The following is a 19,834-nucleotide window of genomic DNA, read 5'->3' on the forward strand; positions in this document are numbered from 1 at the left end:
CCTAGGCCGGTTCCGCCGCCTTCCAGTAGTCCAGCCGCCGGAAGAAGGGCGCCGGGTCCTTGGGCGTGACCAGGTTGGCCGGGTCGTGGAACAGCCGATCGTGCAGGCGCGTCAGGGTGAAGCGCACCGCCGCCGCCGCGCCGAGTTCCGGCAGGGCGTGGCGCTCGGCGTCCGACAGGGGCCGCACCGACTCATAGCCCTTCTGGAAAGCGCGCAGAGCCGACGGCAGAGGCCGTCCCTCGGCGTCGAACCCCCAGGCGCTCAGCGCGATGGCCAGGTCATAGGCCAGCACGTCGACGCAGGCGAAGTAGAAGTCGATCACCCCGCCGACATCCGTCGCCCCGTGCTCATTCGTCGCGAACAGCACGTTGTCGGGGAAGTAGTCGGCGTGGATCGGCCCGCGCGGCAAGGCCGGATCGCTCCACGGTCGGGCCAGATCGGGCAGCAGGCGCTGCATCTGCTCCAGCATCCGGCGGTCCTCGCCTCTGGCGACCGTATCGCAACGTGCGGCCAGGTCCGCCCAGGCGCGCGGCCCGACCGGATTCTCGCGCACGCCGTCATAGTCGGCCGCGTCCAGGTGCAGCAGGGCCAGAACCTGACCGGCGCGATACTGATCCTTGTCCGTCGGCTGGCGCTTCCAGGCGCCGGGCGTCCATTCGACGATGGCGGCGGCGCGATCGTTCAGACGGCCGATCACCTGGCCTCGATGATCCGCGACGGGCGCGGGCGTCGGAAAGCCCTGCGCCGCCAGCCGCCCGGTCAGGCCCAGGCAGAACGGCAGGGCCGAGGCCTCGGTCCGCCCCTCGAACAGGGTCAGGACATAGGCGCCCTTCTCCGTCACCAGACGATAGTTGGTGTTCTCGACCCCCTCGGCGATCGGGGTCAGTTCGACCAACCCGCCGAGAGGGTAGCGCATGAGATAGTCGTCGGCCTGTTGCGGCGTGACGGGCGTGAAGACGGCCATGACTAGACAAGCTCCGCAGCGGCGCGTCGGGCGCGCATGACGTCGGCCACATCGGCCAGCACGCTCTCGGTCGTGGCCCAGCGCCCGGCGCCGCGCCCCTTGCACGTCCACACCCGGCCGTCCTGACCATAGACCTTCAAGGCGTTGCGCTCTCCGTTCAGCGACAGGAAGAGCGCGTCCTCCAGCGCGCCGTCAAGACGGACATAGGCGTCCAGGGCGCCCTCGCGCTCGAAACAGGCTCCGATCTGGCGCACCGGCGCCTCGCCCAGCGGCGTCTCGGCGGCCAGCACGTCGCGCGGCAGGTCCTCGGGCGAGCGGCCGAAGGCCTCGAACGACAGCAGCTTGACCTTGGCCTCTGCGTCAAAGCCTTCCAGGTCCGACGAGGGGTCTTCCTCGGCGAAACCGGCGGCGCGGGCGTCGGCCAGGGCGTCGGAGAAGGTCGCCCCCTCGCCCAGACGTTGCAGCATGAAGTTGACCGTGCCGTTCAGCACCGCCTCGAAACCGACCACCGGACCGGCGGCGCGGGCGGCGCGCAGGGTCTCGATCATCGGCGAGCCGCCGCCGACCGAGGCCGACCAGGCGACGCGACAGCCGTTGACGTCAGCCAGGGCCTGAAGCCCCTTGGGATCGCGCGCCACGGCCTGCTTGTTGGCGCTGACGACGTCGCAGCCCGCCTCCAGCGCGCGGCGGATCAGGGCGTGCCCCGCCTCGCCCTCGGACAGGGCCTCCAGCACCAGGTCCGGCTTCTTGGCGAGCAGGGCCTCGACGTCGTTGGTGAACAGTTCGGCGGGCGCCGATACGTCACGTTTTTTCAAGGGGTTGCGGACCAGGACACCGACCACTTCAAAGCGACTGTCCGGCAGCAGGCGGCTGAGCAGGCCGCCGCCGACGACGCCGCAGCCCGCCACGGCGACCTTCAGCGGCGCCGCCGCCTGCACCGGGCCCGGAGGCGCCCCGCGTTCGCCGACGATCGTGCCTTCGGCGCGGCCGAGCGCGGCGACTTCGATATCGACGCCCCGCGCCTCGGCCAGGTCGATGGCGTCGTGCTGGACCAGGGCGCCCCCGACCTGACGCGCCGTGTCCCAGCTGGCGCGGCGATAGCGCAGCGGCGTGCCCGTTTCCGAGGCCGGATCGCGGTCGTACAAGCCGTCGACGTCCTTCACCAGACGCACCCGCTTCAGACCCAGTTCGGCGGCCAGGACCACCGCCGTCAGGTCCGATCCGCCGCGGCCCAGCAGGGCCACGCGGCCGTTCGAACGCACCGCGCCGAAGCCCGGAACCACCACCACCTCATGCTCGGCCAGGGCCTGATGCAGACGCTCGCCCTTCAGCGACACGGGGCGGGCGTGCTGGGCCGGGCCTTCCGCGACGATGCCCAGTTCGCGCACCGACAGGCCGATGGCGTCCAGCCCTACCCGGTCGCAGGCCACGGCCACCAGGGCGGCGGCCTTTTCCTCGCCCAGCACGACATAGGCGGGCAGCAGCTCGTTCTCGTGATCCAGACCCAGGCTGCGGGCGTCGGCCAGCAGCTGATCCGTCTGCCCGGCCAGGGCCGAAACCACCGCCACAACCTTACGCCCGGCGCGGACGTGGCCGTAGATTTCGCTGGCGACGGCGGGGGCCTGGGACGCATCGCGCAGGACCGAGGAGCCGAACTTCAGCACCACCACATCGGCGGCGGGGGCGAGCGCTGCGACCGGTTTCGACTGATCGGCGACGAGGGCGAGAGAGGCGGACATGGGCGGTTTCCTGAAGGCTGGATCTGGGAGGATTTCGAAAGGAGGTCGGCGGTGATCGAGGTGGGTTCGGGCCAATAAAAAACCCGCCCGGAGGTCCGGGCGGGTGATCGGTTTTCTGCGTTGTCTCGCCTAGACGGCGCGCATCATCCGGTCCCCGCCCGCAAGGGCATGGTGGTGGTACCGGTGGTGGTAATCATGGACGCGAAGAGGCCCGTCGCCGAGGCGGCGATCGCAGTCGTCTTCATGCTGGCGAGGCGGTAAGGCACAGGCGGCGTCCGGTTGAAAATCGTGCCTTAGGGTGAGCCAGGGCGCCGCGTCGCGTCAACCCCGTGTCGGAATAATTTTTCGCGACATCGCCTCAAGGGGCCTATTTCACCATCGCACCGAGGCGCTTTCGGTGAAACGGGGTGAAATTTTTCGCTTGACCGGCGCTCTTCGCAACCGCACCGTAAGCTCACTCATCAAGACCGGCTGAGGGATTAGGCCCTTTGACGCCGGGGCAACCATCGGGTTCCGCCCGAAACGGTGCCAACTCCTGCGGGGTTCTTCGGGCTTGCCTGATAGGACCGCGAGAGATGGGTGGAGCATCGACGAGGCGACGCTCCACAGGTCTGTCACTGCATGGGTTCCTTGGCGAGCCGTATTTGCTGAGTGACCAAGACCCATGACCCTGGCCCTGATCGACCCCGCTCCCGCTGAAGAGCCCGCCTGTCGTCCCGCTTCCGCGCGCCGTCCGTCCGAGCTGCTGCAACGCGACGGAGCCCATGACGTCGTGGTTCCGATCCCCGACGGTTTCGAGCTGGATTTCGGCGGAACCCTGACCCAGAAGCAGGTCATCGGCCGCCTGCACGGCAAGGCTGACGCCCCCCTGATCGTGGTCGCGGGCGGCATTTCCGCCGATCGCTACGTCCACCGCACCGAGACAAAGGGGCTGGGCTGGTGGTCCGGCGCCGTGGGCGTGCGCGCGCCGATCGACCTGACCCGCTTCCGCGTCCTGGCCTTTGATTTCGCACCTGAATTCGGCGAAGGCGTGAAGGAGCCGAAAACGCCGCTGACCATCACCACCCAGGATCAGGCCCGGCTGCTGGCCCTGTTGCTGGACCATCTGGGGGTGGAGAAGGTCGCCGCCTTCGTCGGCTGTTCCTACGGCGGCATGATCGCCCTGGCCTTCGGCGAGATCTTCCCCGACTGGGCCGAGCAGCTGGTGGTCGTGTCCGCCGCCCACCGGCCCCACCCGCTGGCCACCGCCTGGCGCGGCATCCAGCGCCGCATCCTGCAACTGGGCCTGGAGACGGGCCGCGTGGATCAGGCCGTCGGCCTGGCGCGCGAACTGGCCATGACCACCTATCGCACCCAGGAAGAGTTCGGCGACCGCTTCGATTCCGAGGCCCCCAGCCATGCGGGCCAGGCCTATCCGGTGTGCGACTATCTGCAGGCGCGCGGCCGGGCCTATCGCGACCGCACCACCCCCGCCCGCTGGCTCAGCCTGTCGGACTCCATCGACCGCCACCGCGTCGAGCCCGAGGCGATCACCGCCCCCGTCACCCTGGTCGGCTTCACCACCGACCGCCTGTGCCCCATCGACGACATGAGGGAGCTGGCCGACCGCCTGCCCAACCTCTGGCGCTTCGAACAGCACCCCTCCGTCTACGGCCACGACGCCTTCCTGAAGGAAGACGTCCTGGTCGCCGACATCCTGACCTCCGTACTGAAGGACATCGACCAATGAGCCGCGCCCGTCCCGCCGATCCCCGCACCATCGCCGCCCGCTCGGGCGTCGATACGGACACGGCCCACGGCGCGGTCATGCCGGCGCTGTATCTGTCGTCCAACTATTCCTTCGCCGCCTTCGGCCAGCCGCGCAAATACGACTATTCGCGCTCGGGCAATCCGACCCGCGACGTCCTGGCCCAGACCCTGGCCGAGCTGGAAGGCGGCGCCGGCGCCGTGGTCACCGCCACCGGCATGGCGGCGGTCGACCTGCCGCTCAGCCTGCTGGAGCCCGGCGACCTGCTGATCGCGCCGCACGACTGCTACGGCGGCACCCACCGCCTGCTGTGCGCCCGCGCGAGGAAGGGCCACTTCCGCGTCGCCTTCGTCGACCAGAACGACGGCGCGGCCCTGGACGCCGCCCTGGCCGACGGCTGCAAGCTGGTGCTGGTCGAGACGCCGTCCAACCCCCTGCTGCGCGTCACCGACATCGCCGAGGTCTGTCGCCGCGCCCACGCCGTGGGGGCCAAGGTGGTGTGCGACAACACCTTCCTGTCGCCGGCCCTGCAACGGCCGTTGGAGCTGGGCGCCGACATCGTGGTCCACTCGACCACCAAATACATCAACGGCCATTCCGACGTGGTCGGCGGCGCCGTGATCGCGGCCGATCCGGCCGACCATGAACAGCTGGCTTGGTGGGCCAACTGCCTAGGCGTCACCGGCTCGCCGTTCGACGCCTATCAGACCCTGCGCGGGCTGCGGACCCTGTTCACCCGCATCGAGCGCCAGCAGGCGACGGCCGGCCTGGCCGCGGCGGTTCTGGAGCTGCACCCGGCGGTCAAGGCCGTCCACTATCCGGGCCTGACCAGCCACCCCGGCCATGATCTGGCGGAGCGCCAGCAGTCGGGGCCGGGCGCCATGCTCAGCTTCGAACTGAACGGCGGAACCGAGGCGGTGCGCCAGGTGATCGAGCGGCTGGAGGTCTTCACCCTGGCCGAATCCCTGGGCGGGGTCGAAAGCCTGGTCGCCCACCCGGCCACCATGACCCACGCCGCCATGACGCCCGAGGCGCGCGTGACGGCGGGCATCACCGACGGCCTGCTGCGCCTGTCGGTCGGTCTGGAGCATCAGGACGACATCCTGGCCGACCTGACCCAGGCGCTGGATGCGGTGTCGCTGAAGGCGGCGGCGTAAACGCCAGGCGCGCGCTTCTCCCTCCCCTTCATGGGGAGGGTGGCTGAGCCTGCAAGGCGAAGTCGGGTGGGGGCGGCGGGACGATGAGCGCGTCTTCTATCTTGCCGTCATTCTCGGGCTTGACCCGAGAATCCAGCAGGCATGACGGCGACCACATCGACCCTCAAGACGGTTCAGGCGTTGCGGCGCTGGATTCTCGGGTCAAGCCCGAGAATGACGGCGGATGTCAGGATCATCCTCCCCACCCGGCCGCTACGCGACCACCCTCCCCATGAAGGGGAGGGAGAATTCAGCGCTTAAGCCACGGCTCGCGCCAGGGCTTCCATCCGCCCGCGGGCGTCCAGATCGCGAGCGTCGTCCAGGGCGAACTGGCCCATCATGCGGTCCAGCTCGACCGCGTCGGAGGCCAGGGCGTGGCTGGCGGCGGTCGACTGTTCGACCATCGCAGCATTCTGTTGCGTGACCTGATCCATCTGGTTCACGGCGATGTTGACCTGCTGCAGACCGCTGGACTGCTCCTGCGAGGAGGCGGCGATCTCTTCGGCGATGACGGTCAGGCGCTGGATCTGACCGGCGATGCGCTCCAGCGCATGGCCGGTGTCGCCGACCAGGGCGACGCCCGTCCCGACCTGGCGGCCCGACTCGTTGATCAAGGTCTTGATCTCCTTCGCCGCCGAAGCCGAACGCTGAGCCAGGGCGCGAACCTCCGACGCCACGACGGCGAAGCCGCGACCGGCGTCGCCCGCGCGCGCCGCCTCGACGCCTGCGTTCAGCGCCAGCAGATTGGTTTGGAAGGCGATCTCGTCGATCACGCCGATGATGGCCCCGATCTCGGACGAAGAGCGCTCGATCTCGCCCATGGCGGCGATGGCGCGGCCGACCACGGCCTGTCCTTCGACCGCTTCCGACTGGGCGCCGCGCACCACGCCGCCCGCCTCCGTCGCGCCCTCGGCCGAGCGCGCCACGGTGGCGGTGATCTGCTCAAGGGCGGCCGCGGTCTCTTCCAGGCTGGCCGCCTGCTGTTCGGTGCGGCGCGACAGGTCGTCGGAAGCCTGTGATATCTCGCGGGCGCTGGCGCCGATGGCCGCCGCGCGTTCGACGATCACCCGCATCACGCCCTGCAGCTTGTCCATCGCCGCGTTGAAGTCGGCGCGCAGGGCTTCATATTCCGGCGCGAACGGGTCGTTGAGACGGAAGGCCAACTGGCCGTGCGACAGCTTATCCAGCCCCCTGGCCACGCCCTCGACCACGCGGGCCTGCTGGCGGGCGGCCTCGGCGTCGCGCTCGGCCTGGGCCTCGCGTTCAGCATCGGCGGCGAGGCGCGCGGCCTCGGCCTCGGCTTCCAGCCGCACCTTCTCCTCGGCGTTCTGCCTGAAGGTCAGGACGGCGTCGGCCATACGGCCGATCTCGTCGCGACGGCCGACCGCCGGGATGGCGACGTTCAGATCGCCGCCGGCCAGACGGCCCATGGCGCGGGTCATGGCCTCCACCGGGCGGCTCAAGGCGCCGATCAGCCACAGGGCCGCCGTCATGGCGATGCCCAGCGCCAGCACCCCGCCGATGGCGAAGGCGACGTAGGCCTGGGTGAAGGCGGAGGCCTTGGCTTCGGCGCGCGCCTGGGCCTGAACGGCCTCCTTCTCGCGGATCGAACCGACCGCCTGGCGAATGTCGGTCAGGCGCGCCGCCGAGGCGACCTGGGCCAGGGCGGCGCCCTGCGTCGCCGGATCGCGCGCCAGGGCCATGACGTCCGAGGCGCTCTTTTCAAAGGCGGCGGCGGCGGCGATCAGGCTCTGCTGCTCGCCGGCGTAGGCGCCCTCGACGTCGGACGCAGCCAGGTCCGCCATCCGCGCCTTCACATCGGCGCCGCCCTGGTTGAAGGCCTCGACGAAGCCGGGGTCGCGATTGGCGACGTAACCGCGCATGGCGTTCTGCTGCTCGACGGCGGCGGCCATCAAACGGTCCGACGCCTTCATCACCTCGCGCGAGGTCAGGTCCGCCGCATCGGCGCGCTGCAGGGACGCCACGCACCACAGGACGATCAGGGTGGCCGCCCCGCACGCCGCGATCACCGCCATGAAGGACAGGATCAGCTTCTTGGGGACGGACAGGTTCTGCAGCATGACTTCAAGGCTCGGGGGAGGGAGGTTCAGCACCGCTCCTAACCTGCGCCTGTTCGCAAAGTGTTAGCGCCCGCCTGCGGGCATCTACTTAATCGCGGTCACAGCGCCTTCAGGACCACCGACAGGGCGGTCAGCAGCAGATAGACGGCGAAGGCTCGGCGCAGGATCTTGCGGTCCAGCCGGTGCGCCAGCCGCGCCCCATAGGGCGCCGTCAGCGCCGTCAGCAGCCCCATGATGACGGCCGCCGGCACATTGACGTAGCCCAGCGACAAGGGCGGCCGCCCCGGCGCATCCCAGCCGAAGACGATGAAGCCAAGGGCCGCCGCCGCCCCGATGGCCAGGCCGAAGCCCGAGGCCGTCGCCACCGCCTGATGGATCGGCCGCCCGCACAGGGTCATGGTCATGCCGCCCAGACTGCCCCCGCCGACGCCCATCATGGCCGACAGCAGGCCGATGCCCGTGCCCACGCCGCGCCGCCCCCAGCCCGTGGGCAGGTCCTTTCGCAGGGTGAACCGCTCGGGCGTCAATCCCATCTGCGTCGCGACCAGCAGCAGGCAGGCGCCGTAGACGACGGCCAGCCCCTCCATCGAGGTGAAGCCGGCGATCGCCGCCCCGACCAGGCCGCCGAACGCCACCCAGGGCGTCCAGGTCTTCAAGACCGTTTCGTCCACCGCCCCATGCGCGCGGTGCGTGGCCAGGGACCGAAGCGAGGTGGCGACGATGGTCAGCAGCGAGGTGCCGATGGCGACGTGCAGATTGCTTTCGCCCCCCACGCCCAGCACCGAGAAGGCGTAGAACAGCGCCGGCACCAGCACCGTCCCGCCGCCGACGCCGAACAGGCCGCCGATCACGCCCGCGATCGCGCCGGCTCCAGCCAGGGCGGCGAGCATCAGGGCGATTTCGGACAGGGGGAGCGCGCTCATAGCTTGGGCATAGCGGTACAACCCGCCAGCGTCATCACCGGAAAGGCCCCCTGGCCTTCGTCATCCCCCGGCGAGCAGGGCGAGACCGGGGGCGCGGCGCGTGAAGGTCGCCCTCCGGGCGCCGCTAGGTTCCCCGTTCAGCGCCGCTTCTCGGCTTGCCGGAAAATGACGGAAATTGAGGTTCAGGCGGCTTCGTCGGTCTCGCCCAGCCGAGCCCGACGCGCCTCGGCCTCGCGCACGGCCTCGACCGCGCGATCCACGACCTCCAGCCCCGCGCCGGGCTTCACGCCCTCGACGGTCAGGATGCGACGGAAGGCGCGCGCGCCGGCCCGGCCGTGCATCAGGCCCAGCATGTGCCGGGTCATGCTCGCCAGATTGGCGCCCTCGTCGAGCCGCGCAGCCATATAGGGGCGGTAACGCTCCAGCGCCCCGAACACGTCCACGTCGGGCGTCGACTCGCCGAAGATGCGGCGATCCACCTGTCCCATCAGCGCCGGCTCGTGATAGGCGGCGCGGCCCAGCATGACGCCGTCCAGCTGCACCCCGTCGTCGGCCTTCAGATGCGCCTCAGCCTGATCCAGATCGCCGATCCCGCCGTTGATGCAGATGGTCAGATGCGGCCGCTCGCGCTTCAACCGCCGCACCAGCGCATAGTCCAGCGGCGGCACGTCGCGGTTCTCCTTGGGCGACAGCCCCTTCAGCCACGCCTTGCGCGCGTGGACGACGAAGCTGTCGATCCCCACCGCCGCCGAGTCGTCGACCGTGGCGAACAGGCTGACCTCCGGGTCCTGATCATCGACGCCGATGCGGCATTTGACGGTGGCCGGGACGCTGACGGCTTCCCTGATCGCCGCCATGCAGTCGGCCACCAGCTCCGGCTCGCGCATCAGACAGGCGCCGAACCGGCCCGACTGCACCCGGTCCGACGGACAGCCGACGTTCAGATTGATCTCGTCATAGCCATAGGCCTCGCCGATCTTCGCCGCCTCGGCCAGCTGCGCCGGGTCCGACCCGCCCAGTTGCAGCGCCACCGGATGCTCGACCGCGTCGAAGCCCAGCAGGCGGTCGCGATCGCCGTGGATCACCGCCAGCGCCGTGACCATCTCCGTATAGAGCAGGGCGCGCGCGCTCAGCGCACGATGAAACGCCCGACAATTGCGGTCGGTCCAGTCCATCATGGGCGCGACGGATAGCCTATGCGGTTGTTTTATCGTCATTTGTCTAGAAAGATCAAAACACTGGCGCACACGGAGCGCACGCGAAACGACGACGTACTCGAAACTCCCGTCAGGAACGTGGCCGATCCGCACGACACGGAAGGGTCGCTATATAGGCGAGACCTTCCGCAAACGCGATGACGCGCGTGCGACCAAGGCCGAGGGCCGATCTCGGCGACGGCGAAGGGGGCGCTTATCAGCCGCTTCGTGATCGCAACGGCAGGCCTATGGCTGTTTCAGCAGGCCCGCCGGCGTCACGGCCAATCGCCGGCCGGTGAAGGCTTGAGGATCGACATCTTCGATCACGACCCGCTTGCCGCCCATATAGCTGACCTCGACCCGAACCGGCTGCATCCTGGCCAGGCCGAAATGCACGGGACCGGCGCTTTGGGCGTTATAGCCGCCCCCCGTCGAGACCTGCCGGGTTCCGAGAATTTGGCCCTCCCGGTCAAACAGCCGCACTTCCGCGCCTGGCGGAATACGCTTTCCGCCCTCGTCCAGGACCAGAACGCTGAGGCTGCGTGAGCGGGCCGGCTCAGCCAGGTCGTTATGGAAAAGGAAGTGGCCGCCCTCGTCGCCGTATCCGTCGGTCAGCGATAGGTCCAACGCGCCGTCGTTGTCGTAGTCGATCCATTCGACGCCGTGATCGCCGGCGTTCAACAGGCTCTCGCGGGTCAGGACCTGTTCAAACCGGCCGTCGCCGAGATTGCGGTAGAGCAGATTGACGGGAATCTGCTTGCCCGGCTCGCCTTCATAATGGGTGACGAAGAGGTCCAGCCAGCCGTCATTGTCGTAGTCGCCCCAGGCCGCCGCCACGGCGTGGCCGCCGTGGTCCAGCCCAGCCTGGGCCGCGACTTCGGAAAACGTCCCGTCGCCATTATTGCGGTACAGCAGGTCCGCGCCATAGACGGCGACGAAGAGGTCGAGGTTCCCGTCGTTGTCATAGTCGCCGACCGCGCAACCGACGCCGCCCGTGCTGCGATCCCGCCCAGCCTGATCCATGCCCAGGGCCGGCGCCACATCGACGAAGCTGCCCCCGTCATTGCGCCACAAGGCGTCGGTGGAGCCGGACTGGTTGGCCAGGAACAGGTCCAGGTCGCCGTCGCGGTCATAGTCCAGCCAACAGGCCCCGACGGTGGCGCGAACGTCATTGACGCCGCCCTCCCCCATCACCGGAACGAAACGGCCGTCCTGATTGCGGAAGAGCTGGTTCGGCCCTGCGCGGTCCGCCGCATAGAAGTCCAGCGCGCCGTCGTTGTCGTAGTCGATCCAGTTGGCCTGGCGGCTCATCCGCCCCGGCACGACAAGGCCCAGCGTCTCGGCCTGCTCCACAAAACGCAGACCGCCGTCGTTGCGCCAGACGAAGGAGCGATTGGCCGCGCGATCGCCCATGACGTTCGATCCGCCCATCAGGTCGACGAACCCGTCGCCGTCGAAGTCGCCCCAGCTCAGCCCCCGAGATCTCGATGCCCGAGGTCGGCAGGCCCATCTCCGGGCCGATGTTGACGAAAGCGCCGCCGTCGTTGCGATAGAGGCGAACTTCGCCGCTCTTCCAGGAGACGGCCAGGTCCAGGTCGCCGTCGTTGTCGAAGTCGGCCCAGGCGTTCGACAGAGCGCCCGGTACCGAAAAGCCCTCGACCTGAACCGAAGTGAAGGCCGGCTCGCCCGCCGCCGCTCCAGAGGCGGCGACCATCAGCGCCAGCGACGCCGCGCCCGCCGAATACCCAATCCGTCGTGTCATGGTCAGGCCTTTCATGGCTTGAAGTTGAAGGGCGTGCGTTCCTGGACGGCGGCCTCGACCTGCTCTCGCCGCAGCAACAGTTCGCGGAAGTCGGCGCGCGACACGCGTTCGATCTGATCGCTGTAGTGCGTCGTGCCCGGCTGGCGAGAGTTGCCGTAGCTCATCAGGCCATAGGCCCGCACCGGCGTGGAGAACTCGATCATCGCCACCCACGTCTCGCCGTGGACGGGCGTGCGAACCCCGTTTTCGTCAGGATCGGACCAGGTGAAGACCCGGAAGGAACCCAGGTTGCCGTAGCCGGCGGCGCCCGGAACATTCACATCGTTCAGGATCATGCGCGAGGCGTCGCCGAACGGCCGGTCGATCGCGCCGTATTTGCGCTTGGTGTTGGCGATGGCGGTCCGCAGTTGATCGACGGCGGCCTTGGGGTCGCGGACGCCGTAGGGGGTGCTGACCGGCTTATCCAGCGACCAGGGCGTGGCGAAACCCGCCTGGCCGGCGAAATTCTGGCCGGCGAACAGACGCGCCCATTCCTCGAACAGCAGGGCGGCGCGGCTGTCGCTGGTGAACTCGCGATCCCACGCCGCCAGCAGGCGCGCCGCCGCCTGGACCTCGGGATCGGGGTCGATCAGGGCGGCCGGGATCAGGTCCGGCAAGGTGCGGTCGGCCATGACGGCGCGGTGGCTCAGCTGCAGCGCCATGAAGCGCTCCAGCGTCAGGTCGTCGTTCTCGGACATCAGACGCACGCTTTGCTGAGCGCGCAGGGAGTGCGGCGTCTGGGGCGCCAGATAGGAGGGGAAGTCCCTGGGCGTGTAGGTGACGGGCCAGGTCGGCGTCCACGGCGGATCATTGGAGTTCTGCACGAAGCCGCCCGGCGGATTGGTGACGCGCGGCAGATCGTCCAGCGGGTGTGTCTCGGTCCACAGGTAACGCGAGGAATCGCCCGGCACGAGCCCCTGCCAGAAGGCGATGTCGCCCTCGGCCCGTTTGGGCGCCACGCCGTTGAAGCTGTAGTTGATGGTCCCTTCGCGGTCGGCGTAGACGATGTTGAAGGTCGGCACCTGCATCCGCGCCATAGCGGCTTCGTAGTCGTCGAAGCTGTCGGCCGTGATCATGTCGAAATACTGCTCGAGCATGCCCGGCCGATCCAGGCCGGCGACCCGAACGGCGACGGCCGTGCCGTCCGCGCGCTCGAAGACCGGGCCATGGACGCTGGAGCGGATCTCCAACGGCTTGTCGATCGTCGACCCGTCCGCCTGACGTAGGCGATACGAAGCCTGACGCCGCTCGAACGGCCGCACCTGACCGTCATACAGATAGCCGCCGTCCTGAAGCGTCAGCCGATAGTTGGTGGCCCCCACCATGCCGTTGACGGTATTGGTGATGCCCATCCGCTGGTTGAAAGCGAAGCGGATGACCGGCAGGCCGATCTGGGTCGCGCCATAGATTTCGAAGTCCGGCGTGACGAGATGCGCCTCGTAGTAGGTGAAGTAGTCCGTCGTCCAGGACAGGTGCGGGTTCTGCAGCAGCAGGGCGTTCCCGTTCGCCGTCTTGCCCGGCGCCACAGCCCAGGAGTTGGACCCCTGATCGGCCAGGTCCGGCGGATCGCCCTCGCCCAGGGTGCGGCCGGGCGACGCGACATAGAGGAAGTTCATCAGGCGATGGGCGTGGGCCACCACGTCGGCGCCGGAGACCGGCAGCACCTGCCGCACCTCGGGCGAGATGTCGTCGGGGTTCTGCTGCGCATAGGCGTTGATGCCCGCCGCGAAGGCGTCGAGGTTGGCGCGGAAATCAGGCGACTGCTGCGCATACCACTGCTGGGCGCGCTCCGGCACGCCGTTGGTCAGCAGCCAGACGGTCGTCTGTTCGTAATCCGGGCCCCAGTATTCGGCCCCCTTGCCCCGCGCTTCTCCATACAGGCGCAGGATATTGTCGCCGTGGCTGCGCGCCTGGGCCCAGCCGTAGCCGTAGAAGGCGGAGGGCGCGTCGACGCCGTAGATGTGCGGGACGCCGTAGCCGTCCCACAGGATCTCATTGCTTCTCGGTTTATAGGCCGCAATCGGCGCCTGCGGCGTCGAGGTCGGCTCGGCCAGCGCAAGGGCGACGCCGGGCGCAAGGCCGATCACAGTCGCCATAACCAGTGCGGACGTCGCCCGGTGCAGAACTCTCAGCATGGATCTCCCCTCTCACCCAGATCCGGAGACGCCGTTGCAGCGACGCCCCCGGAACGTTCCCCTAGATCACCACTTGTAGGCGGCGCGTACGAACCAGGATCCGCCGGTGAAGCCGAACGGCGCAAGCCCGCTGTACATCCCATTGCCCAGGTCGGCCGACGGCTCCTGAATCTTGGTCGGGTAGACGTTGAAGATGTTGTTGGCGCCCAGCGTCAGGCGAACGGCGTCCGTCACGTCGTAGTTGACCTGAAGATCGGTGATCCAGGCGGCTTCGATCTCGCGGTCCAATGCCGGATTGGACGAGTGTCGCGTGGTGTATTCGCCGAACCGCGTCAGACGCAGGTTGGCGCTGAGCCGATCCAGCGTCCAACCGCCGTTGAGCGAGATCTTGGATTTCGGCAAGGATTCCGTCAGCGCCGCCTGCTTGCTGCGGTCGAAGATGACGATATCGCCCAGCGCCGCCAGCTCCGGCGGATTGTCGATGATGCCGGTGATCTCGGTTTCGTTCTGATTGTAGCCAAAGCTGAAATCGAAATCGCCGAAACCGACCGTGCCGTATTTGTAGGTCGCCACGACGTCGAAGCCGCGCGTCCGCGTGTCGATGGCGTTGGTGTAGTATTGACCGCTGACATCCGGCGACAGGCCGTTGGCCACCATGATGGCCTGAAGCTGTTCGCCGATAGTCGTCACCCCGTCCGCCGACAGACGCGTATCGATCGGCGAGAAGGTCGTGGTGACGGCGATGCGATCGGCGACGTCGATCTGATAGGCGTCAAACGTCAGGACGAAGTTTGAGAAGGGCGTCAGGGTGAAGCCCACGCTCAGGTTCTCCGACATTTCCGGCGTCAGCGGCTTCGCGCCCAGGGCGATCGCCTCCGGCGAATTGACCTGGAAGTTCTTCAACCGCAGGGACTCGGCCACCCCGGTGCCCCGGATGTCGCGCAACTGGCTGGTGGTGGCGGAATAGGCCTGCTGCGCCAGGCTGGGAGCGCGGAAGCCCGTGTTGAACGAAGCCCGCAGCGCGGCCCAGTCGTTCAACTCATACCGGCTGCTGATCTTGTAGATGGTGGTGTCGCCGGCCGAGTCGTCGAAATTCTCGTAGCGCACGGCCCCGCCGAGATAGAACCGCTCAGTCGGGTTCCAGCCCAGTTCGCCATAGACGCTGTAGTTGTTGCGGCTGACGTCGGCCTCGTCTTCAGGCCGGAACCCCGGCGTGGACTGCGTGCCGGGAGGCAGGGGCTGGCCCGCGAACGGCTGGCCCGGCGGACGGACGTAATCGCCCTGGATCCAGCTCGCCTCGTCCCCCTGCTCGATCGTGTAGTTCTCCCAGCGGTGTTGCAGGCCGAAGGACACCTGCAACTCGCCGGCGTTCTCGAGCGTGAAGCCGCGCGTCACATCCAGCGCATTGACCCACTCGGCCGACGCCAATTGTCCGATGTAGAAATGACGCGGACTGCTCGGCCCCAGGCTGGCGTTCAGGCTGTAGTTCTCCCAGTCCGAAACGTTCGAGCCGTAGCCCGTCGACAGGTCCCAATCCCAGCCGGCCAGAGCGCCACGGGCGCCGACGACCGCCTCATAGTCCTTGTCCTTGATGACGGTCAGGGTGCGCAGGCCGTCCGGCGCGATCTCGGGCAGGACGGTGATGTTGGTGGGCGGCCGCCACGTCCAGCTCAGGTCGGACTTGCGCTGACCGTAGGTGCCGAAGGCGTAGAGTTCGAGATCGTTGCTGACCGTATAGGCCGCATTCGCCCCGAAGACGTTGGAGACCTGAGGCATGGTGCCGTAGTTGGTCGTCACCATCCGGTCGATGATCGCTTCGCGCGGGTCGAGCGAACCGTCGGGCAACAGCGGATACAGGCGCACGGAATCGGCGATGCGCTCCGCCCGGTTCGACGCGCCGCGATCCATGAAGCTGTACGACAGGTTCAGGAAGCCGTCCTCGCCCAGCGCCAGACCGAGGTTGGCGTCCAGGTTCACATAGCGGCCGTCATTGCGGTCGAAGTTTCGACCATGGGCGACCGAGACGCTGCCGCCCTGGGCGCTGGAGTTCAGCATGACGTTGATGACGCCCGCCACGGCGTCCGAACCGTACTGGGCGGCGGCCCCGTCGCGGAGCACCTCGACCCGGGCGATGGCGCTGGACGGGATCATGTTCAGGTCGACCCCGACCGAGCCGTTGTAGAGCGTCGAAACCGAATTGATCAGCGCCGTCCGGTGACGACGCTTCCCATTGACCAGCACCAGCGTCTGGTCCGGGTTCAGGCCTCGCAGCGCCCCGGTGGCGATGACGGTGGAGCTGCCGCCGCCTGATCGCGCCGGCAGGTTGAAGGACGGCACCAGATAACGCACCGACTCGAACACGCCGGTCTGAGCCCCCTGCTGCAACTGTTCGGCGTTGAACACGTCGATGGGCGTCGGGCTCTCGATCGCCGTGCGCGGCGCTCCGCGCACGCCGGTGACGATGATGTCGTCCACCCGCGCGGCCTCGGCGGTTTCAGGCTGCGCTCGTTCCTGAGCGAACGCCGTCCCCGCCGTCAGGCTGAGCAGACTGGCTGACGCCAGGCTCGCCGCTTTCAAGCCAACTTCACTGAAATCCCTAATCATCGCTCAGTCCCTCCCACTCCAGACCTGCGTTACAGCCCCTCGCTGCGCAGCCGGGTTTTGTGATTACGCTCGCTAATACTGATTTCAATCGTGAGTAATCATGGTCTTATGTTTAGTATCCCTCATGAAAACAAAAACGATGAGCGATATGCCGATCATGACCGTCACGTACCAAAAGTAGGCGCTCTCGTTATTCTGTGACTTGAACCACAGAGCGGCGTACTCGGCCGTGCCGCCGAACAGAGCGTTGGCGATGGCGTAAGGCAGGGCCACGCCCAGGGCCCGCACATGCGCCGGGAACAGTTCGGCCTTCACCACGGCGTTGATGGCGGTGTAGCCGGACACGATCACGAGGGCCGCAAGAGCCAGGGCGAAGGCCGCCGGCGCGCTGTTCACCGTGGCCAGGGCCGACATGATCGGCACGGTGAACAGCACGCCCAGCACGCCGAAGGCGATCATCACCGGCCGCCGCCCGATCCGGTCCGACAAGGCTCCGACGACGGGCTGCAGCAGCATGAAGACCAGGAGGGCCGCAGCGCTGATCTGGGTGGCCGCGTCCTTGGAAAAGCCCGACGTGTTGACCAGGAACTTCTGCAGATAGGTGGTGTACGTATAGAAGGCGAGCGTGCCGCCGGCCGTCAGCCCCATCACCAGAAGCGCTTCCTTCGGGTGCTTGAGGATCAGCAGCATGGCGCTGGATTTCGGCGCGGCGCGGGTGTCTTCCGCCTTGAAGGCGTTGGTCTCATCCAGACCCCGGCGCAGCCAGAACACCACCACGGCCAGGCCCGCCCCGACGAAGAAGGGAATGCGCCAGCCCCAGGCGCTCAGCGCCTCATCCGTCATCGTCGCCTGCAGGACGATGAGCAACAGCAGGGCCAGAAGCTGGCCCGAGATCAGGGTCACATACTGGAAACTGGACCAGAAGCCGCGGTTCTTGGCCGTCGCCATCTCGGACAGGTAGGTGGCCGAAGAACCGTATTCTCCGCCGACGCTGATGCCCTGCAACAGCCGGGCGACCAGCAGCAGGGCCGGCGCGGCGATGCCGATCTGGGCGTACCCCGGCGTGCAGCCGATCAGCAGGGAGCCGGCGCACATCAGGGTGACCGACAAGGTCAGGCCGGCCTTGCGGCCTCGCCTGTCGGCGTAGACGCCCATGATCCAGGCGCCGATGGGCCGCATCAGGAAACCGACCGCAAAAACGGCCGCGGCGCCCAGAAGTTGGGCCGTTCCATCCTCACTCGGGAAAAATATCGGCGCAAAATAAAGCGCGAACGCAGCATAGGCATACCAGTCAAACCACTCGACTAGATTGCCTGTTGATCCGCCTATGATGTTCTTGAGGCGGCGCGCGTTAGTCATTGAAGACATATCACCGACTCCGGGAGAATCTATTCTTGCAATCGAAGTGATCCCGGCTCATCAAATCTGACATATCCGCGCCCCCAATCCCTTAAACCGCTCTGCGACGGCTCGATGAAGAATGATAGTCATGGGGATGATCGGGGCGGCAACGCAGTCGCGCGAAAACTTCACAACACGATGTTTCTCTTCACTTTAACGCCTGTCTCGTCCCGATCCCGCGCCGCTCCGGCGTGCCGAAAACCGCCCATGTGAGACCGCCTTTTGTCCCGCAAACCACACAGTTCCGTGCGAAACGCCCTGCAGCCGCGACACCGCATGCTGACGCTGGTGGCGGTCAGCCTCATCCTGGGCTGCGGACTGGCGGTCTGGAGCGGCGCCTACTGGGCTGCGCGCCAGGCCCGGCTGGCGACGGACGCCGCCGCCGCGGAGCAGGCGGACAAGCGCGCGCGTCAACTGGCCGGCGCCCTCCAGAAATTCCGCCTCCTTCCCCTGGTGCTGAGCGAATATCCCGACGTCCACGCCGTGCTCAGCGACGCCCGTCCCGATTCCGTGGCGCGCCTGAACGGCAAGCTGGCGCTGCTGGCGGAGCGGACCGACGCGGCCGCCATCTATGTCATCGCGCCGAACGGCCTGACGCTGGCGGCGAACAACTGGAACGAGCCCGGCAGCTTCGTCGGGCAGAATTTCAGCTATCGCCCTTACTTCCTCAACGCCATGGCCCATGGGGAGGCCGAACTCTTTGCGGTCGGCTCGGTCACCGGGCGCCCAGGCTTCTTCATCGCCCGCAGGATCGACGACGGCGCTCGAACCCTGGGCGTCATCGTCGTCAAAATCGATTTCGCCGACCTGGAAGCGCAATGGAGCGGAACGGCCGAGCACACACTGGTCGTCGATCCTCGCGGCGTCGTCATCATCACCGACCACGCCCCCTGGCGATTTCGCGCCACACGGCCGCTGACGCCTGAAGATCATCAGGGCATCCGCAGCGCCCTTCAGTTCGCCTCCCTGCCGCTGTCGCCGCTCCGGTTCATGCAGAATAGAGACGGGGACCTGAGCATGGCCGATGCGGAAGGCCGCTTTCGTTCGTCGAGAACGGCTGCCGCCATCGAAGGCGCATCCCTGCTGCATGTGGCTTCGCTGGAGCCGGCCTACAGGAGCGCCAACCTCCAGGCCCGCCTGGTCGTCTTCGCCGTCCTGGCCGCCGCCGTCATGGCCTTCGCCGCCTATTGGCGCATCCACATGGGCCGCCTGGCCCAGGTTCGCGCCCGTCAGGCCCTGGAGGAGGAAGTCGATGCGCGCACCAGCGAGTTGCGCGACGCCAATCGCCGTCTGCGCGAGGAATCACAAGGGCGCCTCGCGGCCGACCGTCGGTGGCGCGCCGCCAGCGAAGAACTGGCTCAGGCCAACCGCCTCGGCCTGATCGGCCAGGTCACGGCCGGCGTCGCCCACGAGATCAACCAGCCGATCGCCGCGATCCGCGCCTTCGCCGAAAACGGCGCGCGCTATCTGCAGCGCGGCAGCATCGCCAAGGTTCAGGACGATCTGGCGTCCATAGTCGATCTGACCGACCGCGTCGCGCGGATCACGACGGAGCTGCGCTCCTTTTCACGTAAGCGGACCCCGCTGGTGGACGAGGTCAGCCTGAACGAGGCGCTGGACGGCGCCCTGCTGCTGATCGGCGACCGTTTACGCACGGCCGGCGTTCGCCTGGACTGGACCCCGCCTGTGGAGACTCTGCGAGTCTGCGCCGACAAGATGCGGCTGGAGCAGATCTTCATCAACCTGATCCAGAATGCGACCGACGCCTTGCAGGGTCGGCCCGACCCGACCATCGCCGTCGTCATGGAGATCGGCGAAGAGGATGTTTCCATTGTCATCGCCGACAACGGTCCAGGCGTCTCTCCCGAGCTGGCGGGGTCCCTCTTCACGCCTTTCGTCACCAGCAAGCCGACTGGATTGGGCCTCGGCCTCGGCATCGCCCGAGACATCGCCCGTGAGTTCGGCGGCTCCCTTTCCCTGGCGGCTTCGCCCTTGGGCGGCGCTGCGTTTCGTGTTCGATTGAGACGCGCATGACGACTCCGGAAAC

12 protein-coding genes and 1 riboswitch are annotated in these 19,834 nt (G+C 67.8%); of the genes, 3 read left to right on the plus strand and 9 right to left on the minus strand.

Annotated elements, in window-relative coordinates; translation table 11 throughout:
• Position 1: 1 nt before the first annotated feature.
• Both AC52GN_RS12575 and AC52GN_RS12580 read right to left on the minus strand, forming a co-directional pair.
• Positions 2 to 964 carry a homoserine kinase gene (locus AC52GN_RS12575; protein WP_496527305.1) on the minus strand — a complete coding sequence of 321 codons (963 nt, stop codon included), beginning with the start codon at positions 962 to 964 and terminating at the stop codon, positions 2 to 4.
• A gap of 2 nt (positions 965 to 966) precedes the next feature.
• Positions 967 to 2,703, minus strand: coding sequence for an amino acid kinase family protein (locus AC52GN_RS12580; RefSeq protein ID WP_496527306.1), 1,737 nt, complete (start codon positions 2,701 to 2,703; stop codon positions 967 to 969).
• A 455-nt stretch (positions 2,704 to 3,158) separates the two neighbouring features.
• Positions 3,159 to 3,285, plus strand: a riboswitch (SAM riboswitch).
• 82 nt (positions 3,286 to 3,367) lie between these two features.
• Here AC52GN_RS12580 and metX point away from each other — a divergent pair.
• Positions 3,368 to 4,432, plus strand: coding sequence for a homoserine O-succinyltransferase MetX (metX, locus tag AC52GN_RS12585; RefSeq protein WP_496527307.1), 1,065 nt, complete (start codon positions 3,368 to 3,370; stop codon positions 4,430 to 4,432).
• Positions 4,429 to 5,607: a cystathionine gamma-synthase gene (metB, locus tag AC52GN_RS12590; RefSeq protein WP_496527308.1), complete on the plus strand. Its 1,179-nt coding sequence runs from the start codon at positions 4,429 to 4,431 to the stop codon at positions 5,605 to 5,607. The genes metX and metB overlap by 4 nt, the downstream gene beginning before the upstream one ends.
• 296 nt (positions 5,608 to 5,903) lie before the next feature.
• On the opposite strand, the gene AC52GN_RS12595 is transcribed toward metB, so the two are convergent.
• The 7 genes from AC52GN_RS12595 to AC52GN_RS12625 form a co-directional block, all read right to left on the minus strand.
• Positions 5,904 to 7,727, minus strand: coding sequence for a methyl-accepting chemotaxis protein (locus AC52GN_RS12595; RefSeq protein WP_496527309.1), 1,824 nt, complete (start codon positions 7,725 to 7,727; stop codon positions 5,904 to 5,906).
• 98 nt (positions 7,728 to 7,825) lie between these two features.
• On the minus strand, positions 7,826 to 8,650 hold the full coding sequence (locus tag AC52GN_RS12600) for a sulfite exporter TauE/SafE family protein (protein WP_496527310.1): 825 nt from the start codon (positions 8,648 to 8,650) through the stop codon (positions 7,826 to 7,828).
• Between the two features lie 182 nt (positions 8,651 to 8,832).
• On the minus strand, positions 8,833 to 9,867 hold the full coding sequence (gene dusA / locus AC52GN_RS12605) for a tRNA dihydrouridine(20/20a) synthase DusA (RefSeq protein WP_496527311.1): 1,035 nt from the start codon (positions 9,865 to 9,867) through the stop codon (positions 8,833 to 8,835).
• A gap of 225 nt (positions 9,868 to 10,092) precedes the next feature.
• Positions 10,093 to 11,547, minus strand: a complete 1,455-nt coding sequence (locus tag AC52GN_RS12610) for a CRTAC1 family protein (RefSeq protein WP_496528810.1) — start codon at positions 11,545 to 11,547, stop codon at positions 10,093 to 10,095.
• Between the two features lie 72 nt (positions 11,548 to 11,619).
• Positions 11,620 to 13,782 carry an acylase gene (locus tag AC52GN_RS12615; RefSeq protein ID WP_496527312.1) on the minus strand — a complete coding sequence of 721 codons (2,163 nt, stop codon included), beginning with the start codon at positions 13,780 to 13,782 and terminating at the stop codon, positions 11,620 to 11,622.
• 66 nt (positions 13,783 to 13,848) lie between these two features.
• Complete coding sequence (locus tag AC52GN_RS12620) at positions 13,849 to 16,359, minus strand: TonB-dependent receptor plug domain-containing protein (RefSeq protein ID WP_496527313.1); 2,511 nt, start codon at positions 16,357 to 16,359, stop codon at positions 13,849 to 13,851.
• 111 nt (positions 16,360 to 16,470) lie between these two features.
• Complete coding sequence (locus tag AC52GN_RS12625) at positions 16,471 to 17,754, minus strand: MFS transporter (RefSeq protein WP_496527314.1); 1,284 nt, start codon at positions 17,752 to 17,754, stop codon at positions 16,471 to 16,473.
• A 309-nt stretch (positions 17,755 to 18,063) separates the two neighbouring features.
• Here AC52GN_RS12625 and AC52GN_RS12630 point away from each other — a divergent pair, with 309 nt between their 5' ends.
• A complete protein-coding gene (locus AC52GN_RS12630) occupies positions 18,064 to 19,821 on the plus strand; it encodes a sensor histidine kinase (protein ID WP_496527315.1) in 1,758 nt (585 codons plus the stop codon).
• The last annotated feature ends 13 nt before the right edge of the window (positions 19,822 to 19,834 follow it).

It is taken from the genome of Brevundimonas sp. SS2672, assembly GCF_059579685.1.

Bases quoted from the DNA above. Each gene is read 5' to 3' on its own strand.
- AC52GN_RS12615 (WP_496527312.1), bottom strand. From the start codon at position 13,782: ATGCTGAGAGTTCTGCACCGGGCGACGTCCGCACTGGTTATGGCGACT.
- AC52GN_RS12600 (WP_496527310.1), bottom strand. From the start codon at position 8,650: ATGAGCGCGCTCCCCCTGTCCGAAATCGCCCTGATGCTCGCCGCCCTG.
- dusA (WP_496527311.1), bottom strand. From the start codon at position 9,867: ATGACGATAAAACAACCGCATAGGCTATCCGTCGCGCCCATGATGGAC.
- metX (WP_496527307.1), top strand. From the start codon at position 3,368: ATGACCCTGGCCCTGATCGACCCCGCTCCCGCTGAAGAGCCCGCCTGT.
- AC52GN_RS12575 (WP_496527305.1), bottom strand. From the start codon at position 964: ATGGCCGTCTTCACGCCCGTCACGCCGCAACAGGCCGACGACTATCTC.
- AC52GN_RS12630 (WP_496527315.1), top strand. From the start codon at position 18,064: ATGCTGACGCTGGTGGCGGTCAGCCTCATCCTGGGCTGCGGACTGGCG.
- metB (WP_496527308.1), top strand. From the start codon at position 4,429: ATGAGCCGCGCCCGTCCCGCCGATCCCCGCACCATCGCCGCCCGCTCG.
- AC52GN_RS12595 (WP_496527309.1), bottom strand. From the start codon at position 7,727: ATGCTGCAGAACCTGTCCGTCCCCAAGAAGCTGATCCTGTCCTTCATG.
- AC52GN_RS12580 (WP_496527306.1), bottom strand. From the start codon at position 2,703: ATGTCCGCCTCTCTCGCCCTCGTCGCCGATCAGTCGAAACCGGTCGCA.
- AC52GN_RS12625 (WP_496527314.1), bottom strand. From the start codon at position 17,754: ATGTCTTCAATGACTAACGCGCGCCGCCTCAAGAACATCATAGGCGGA.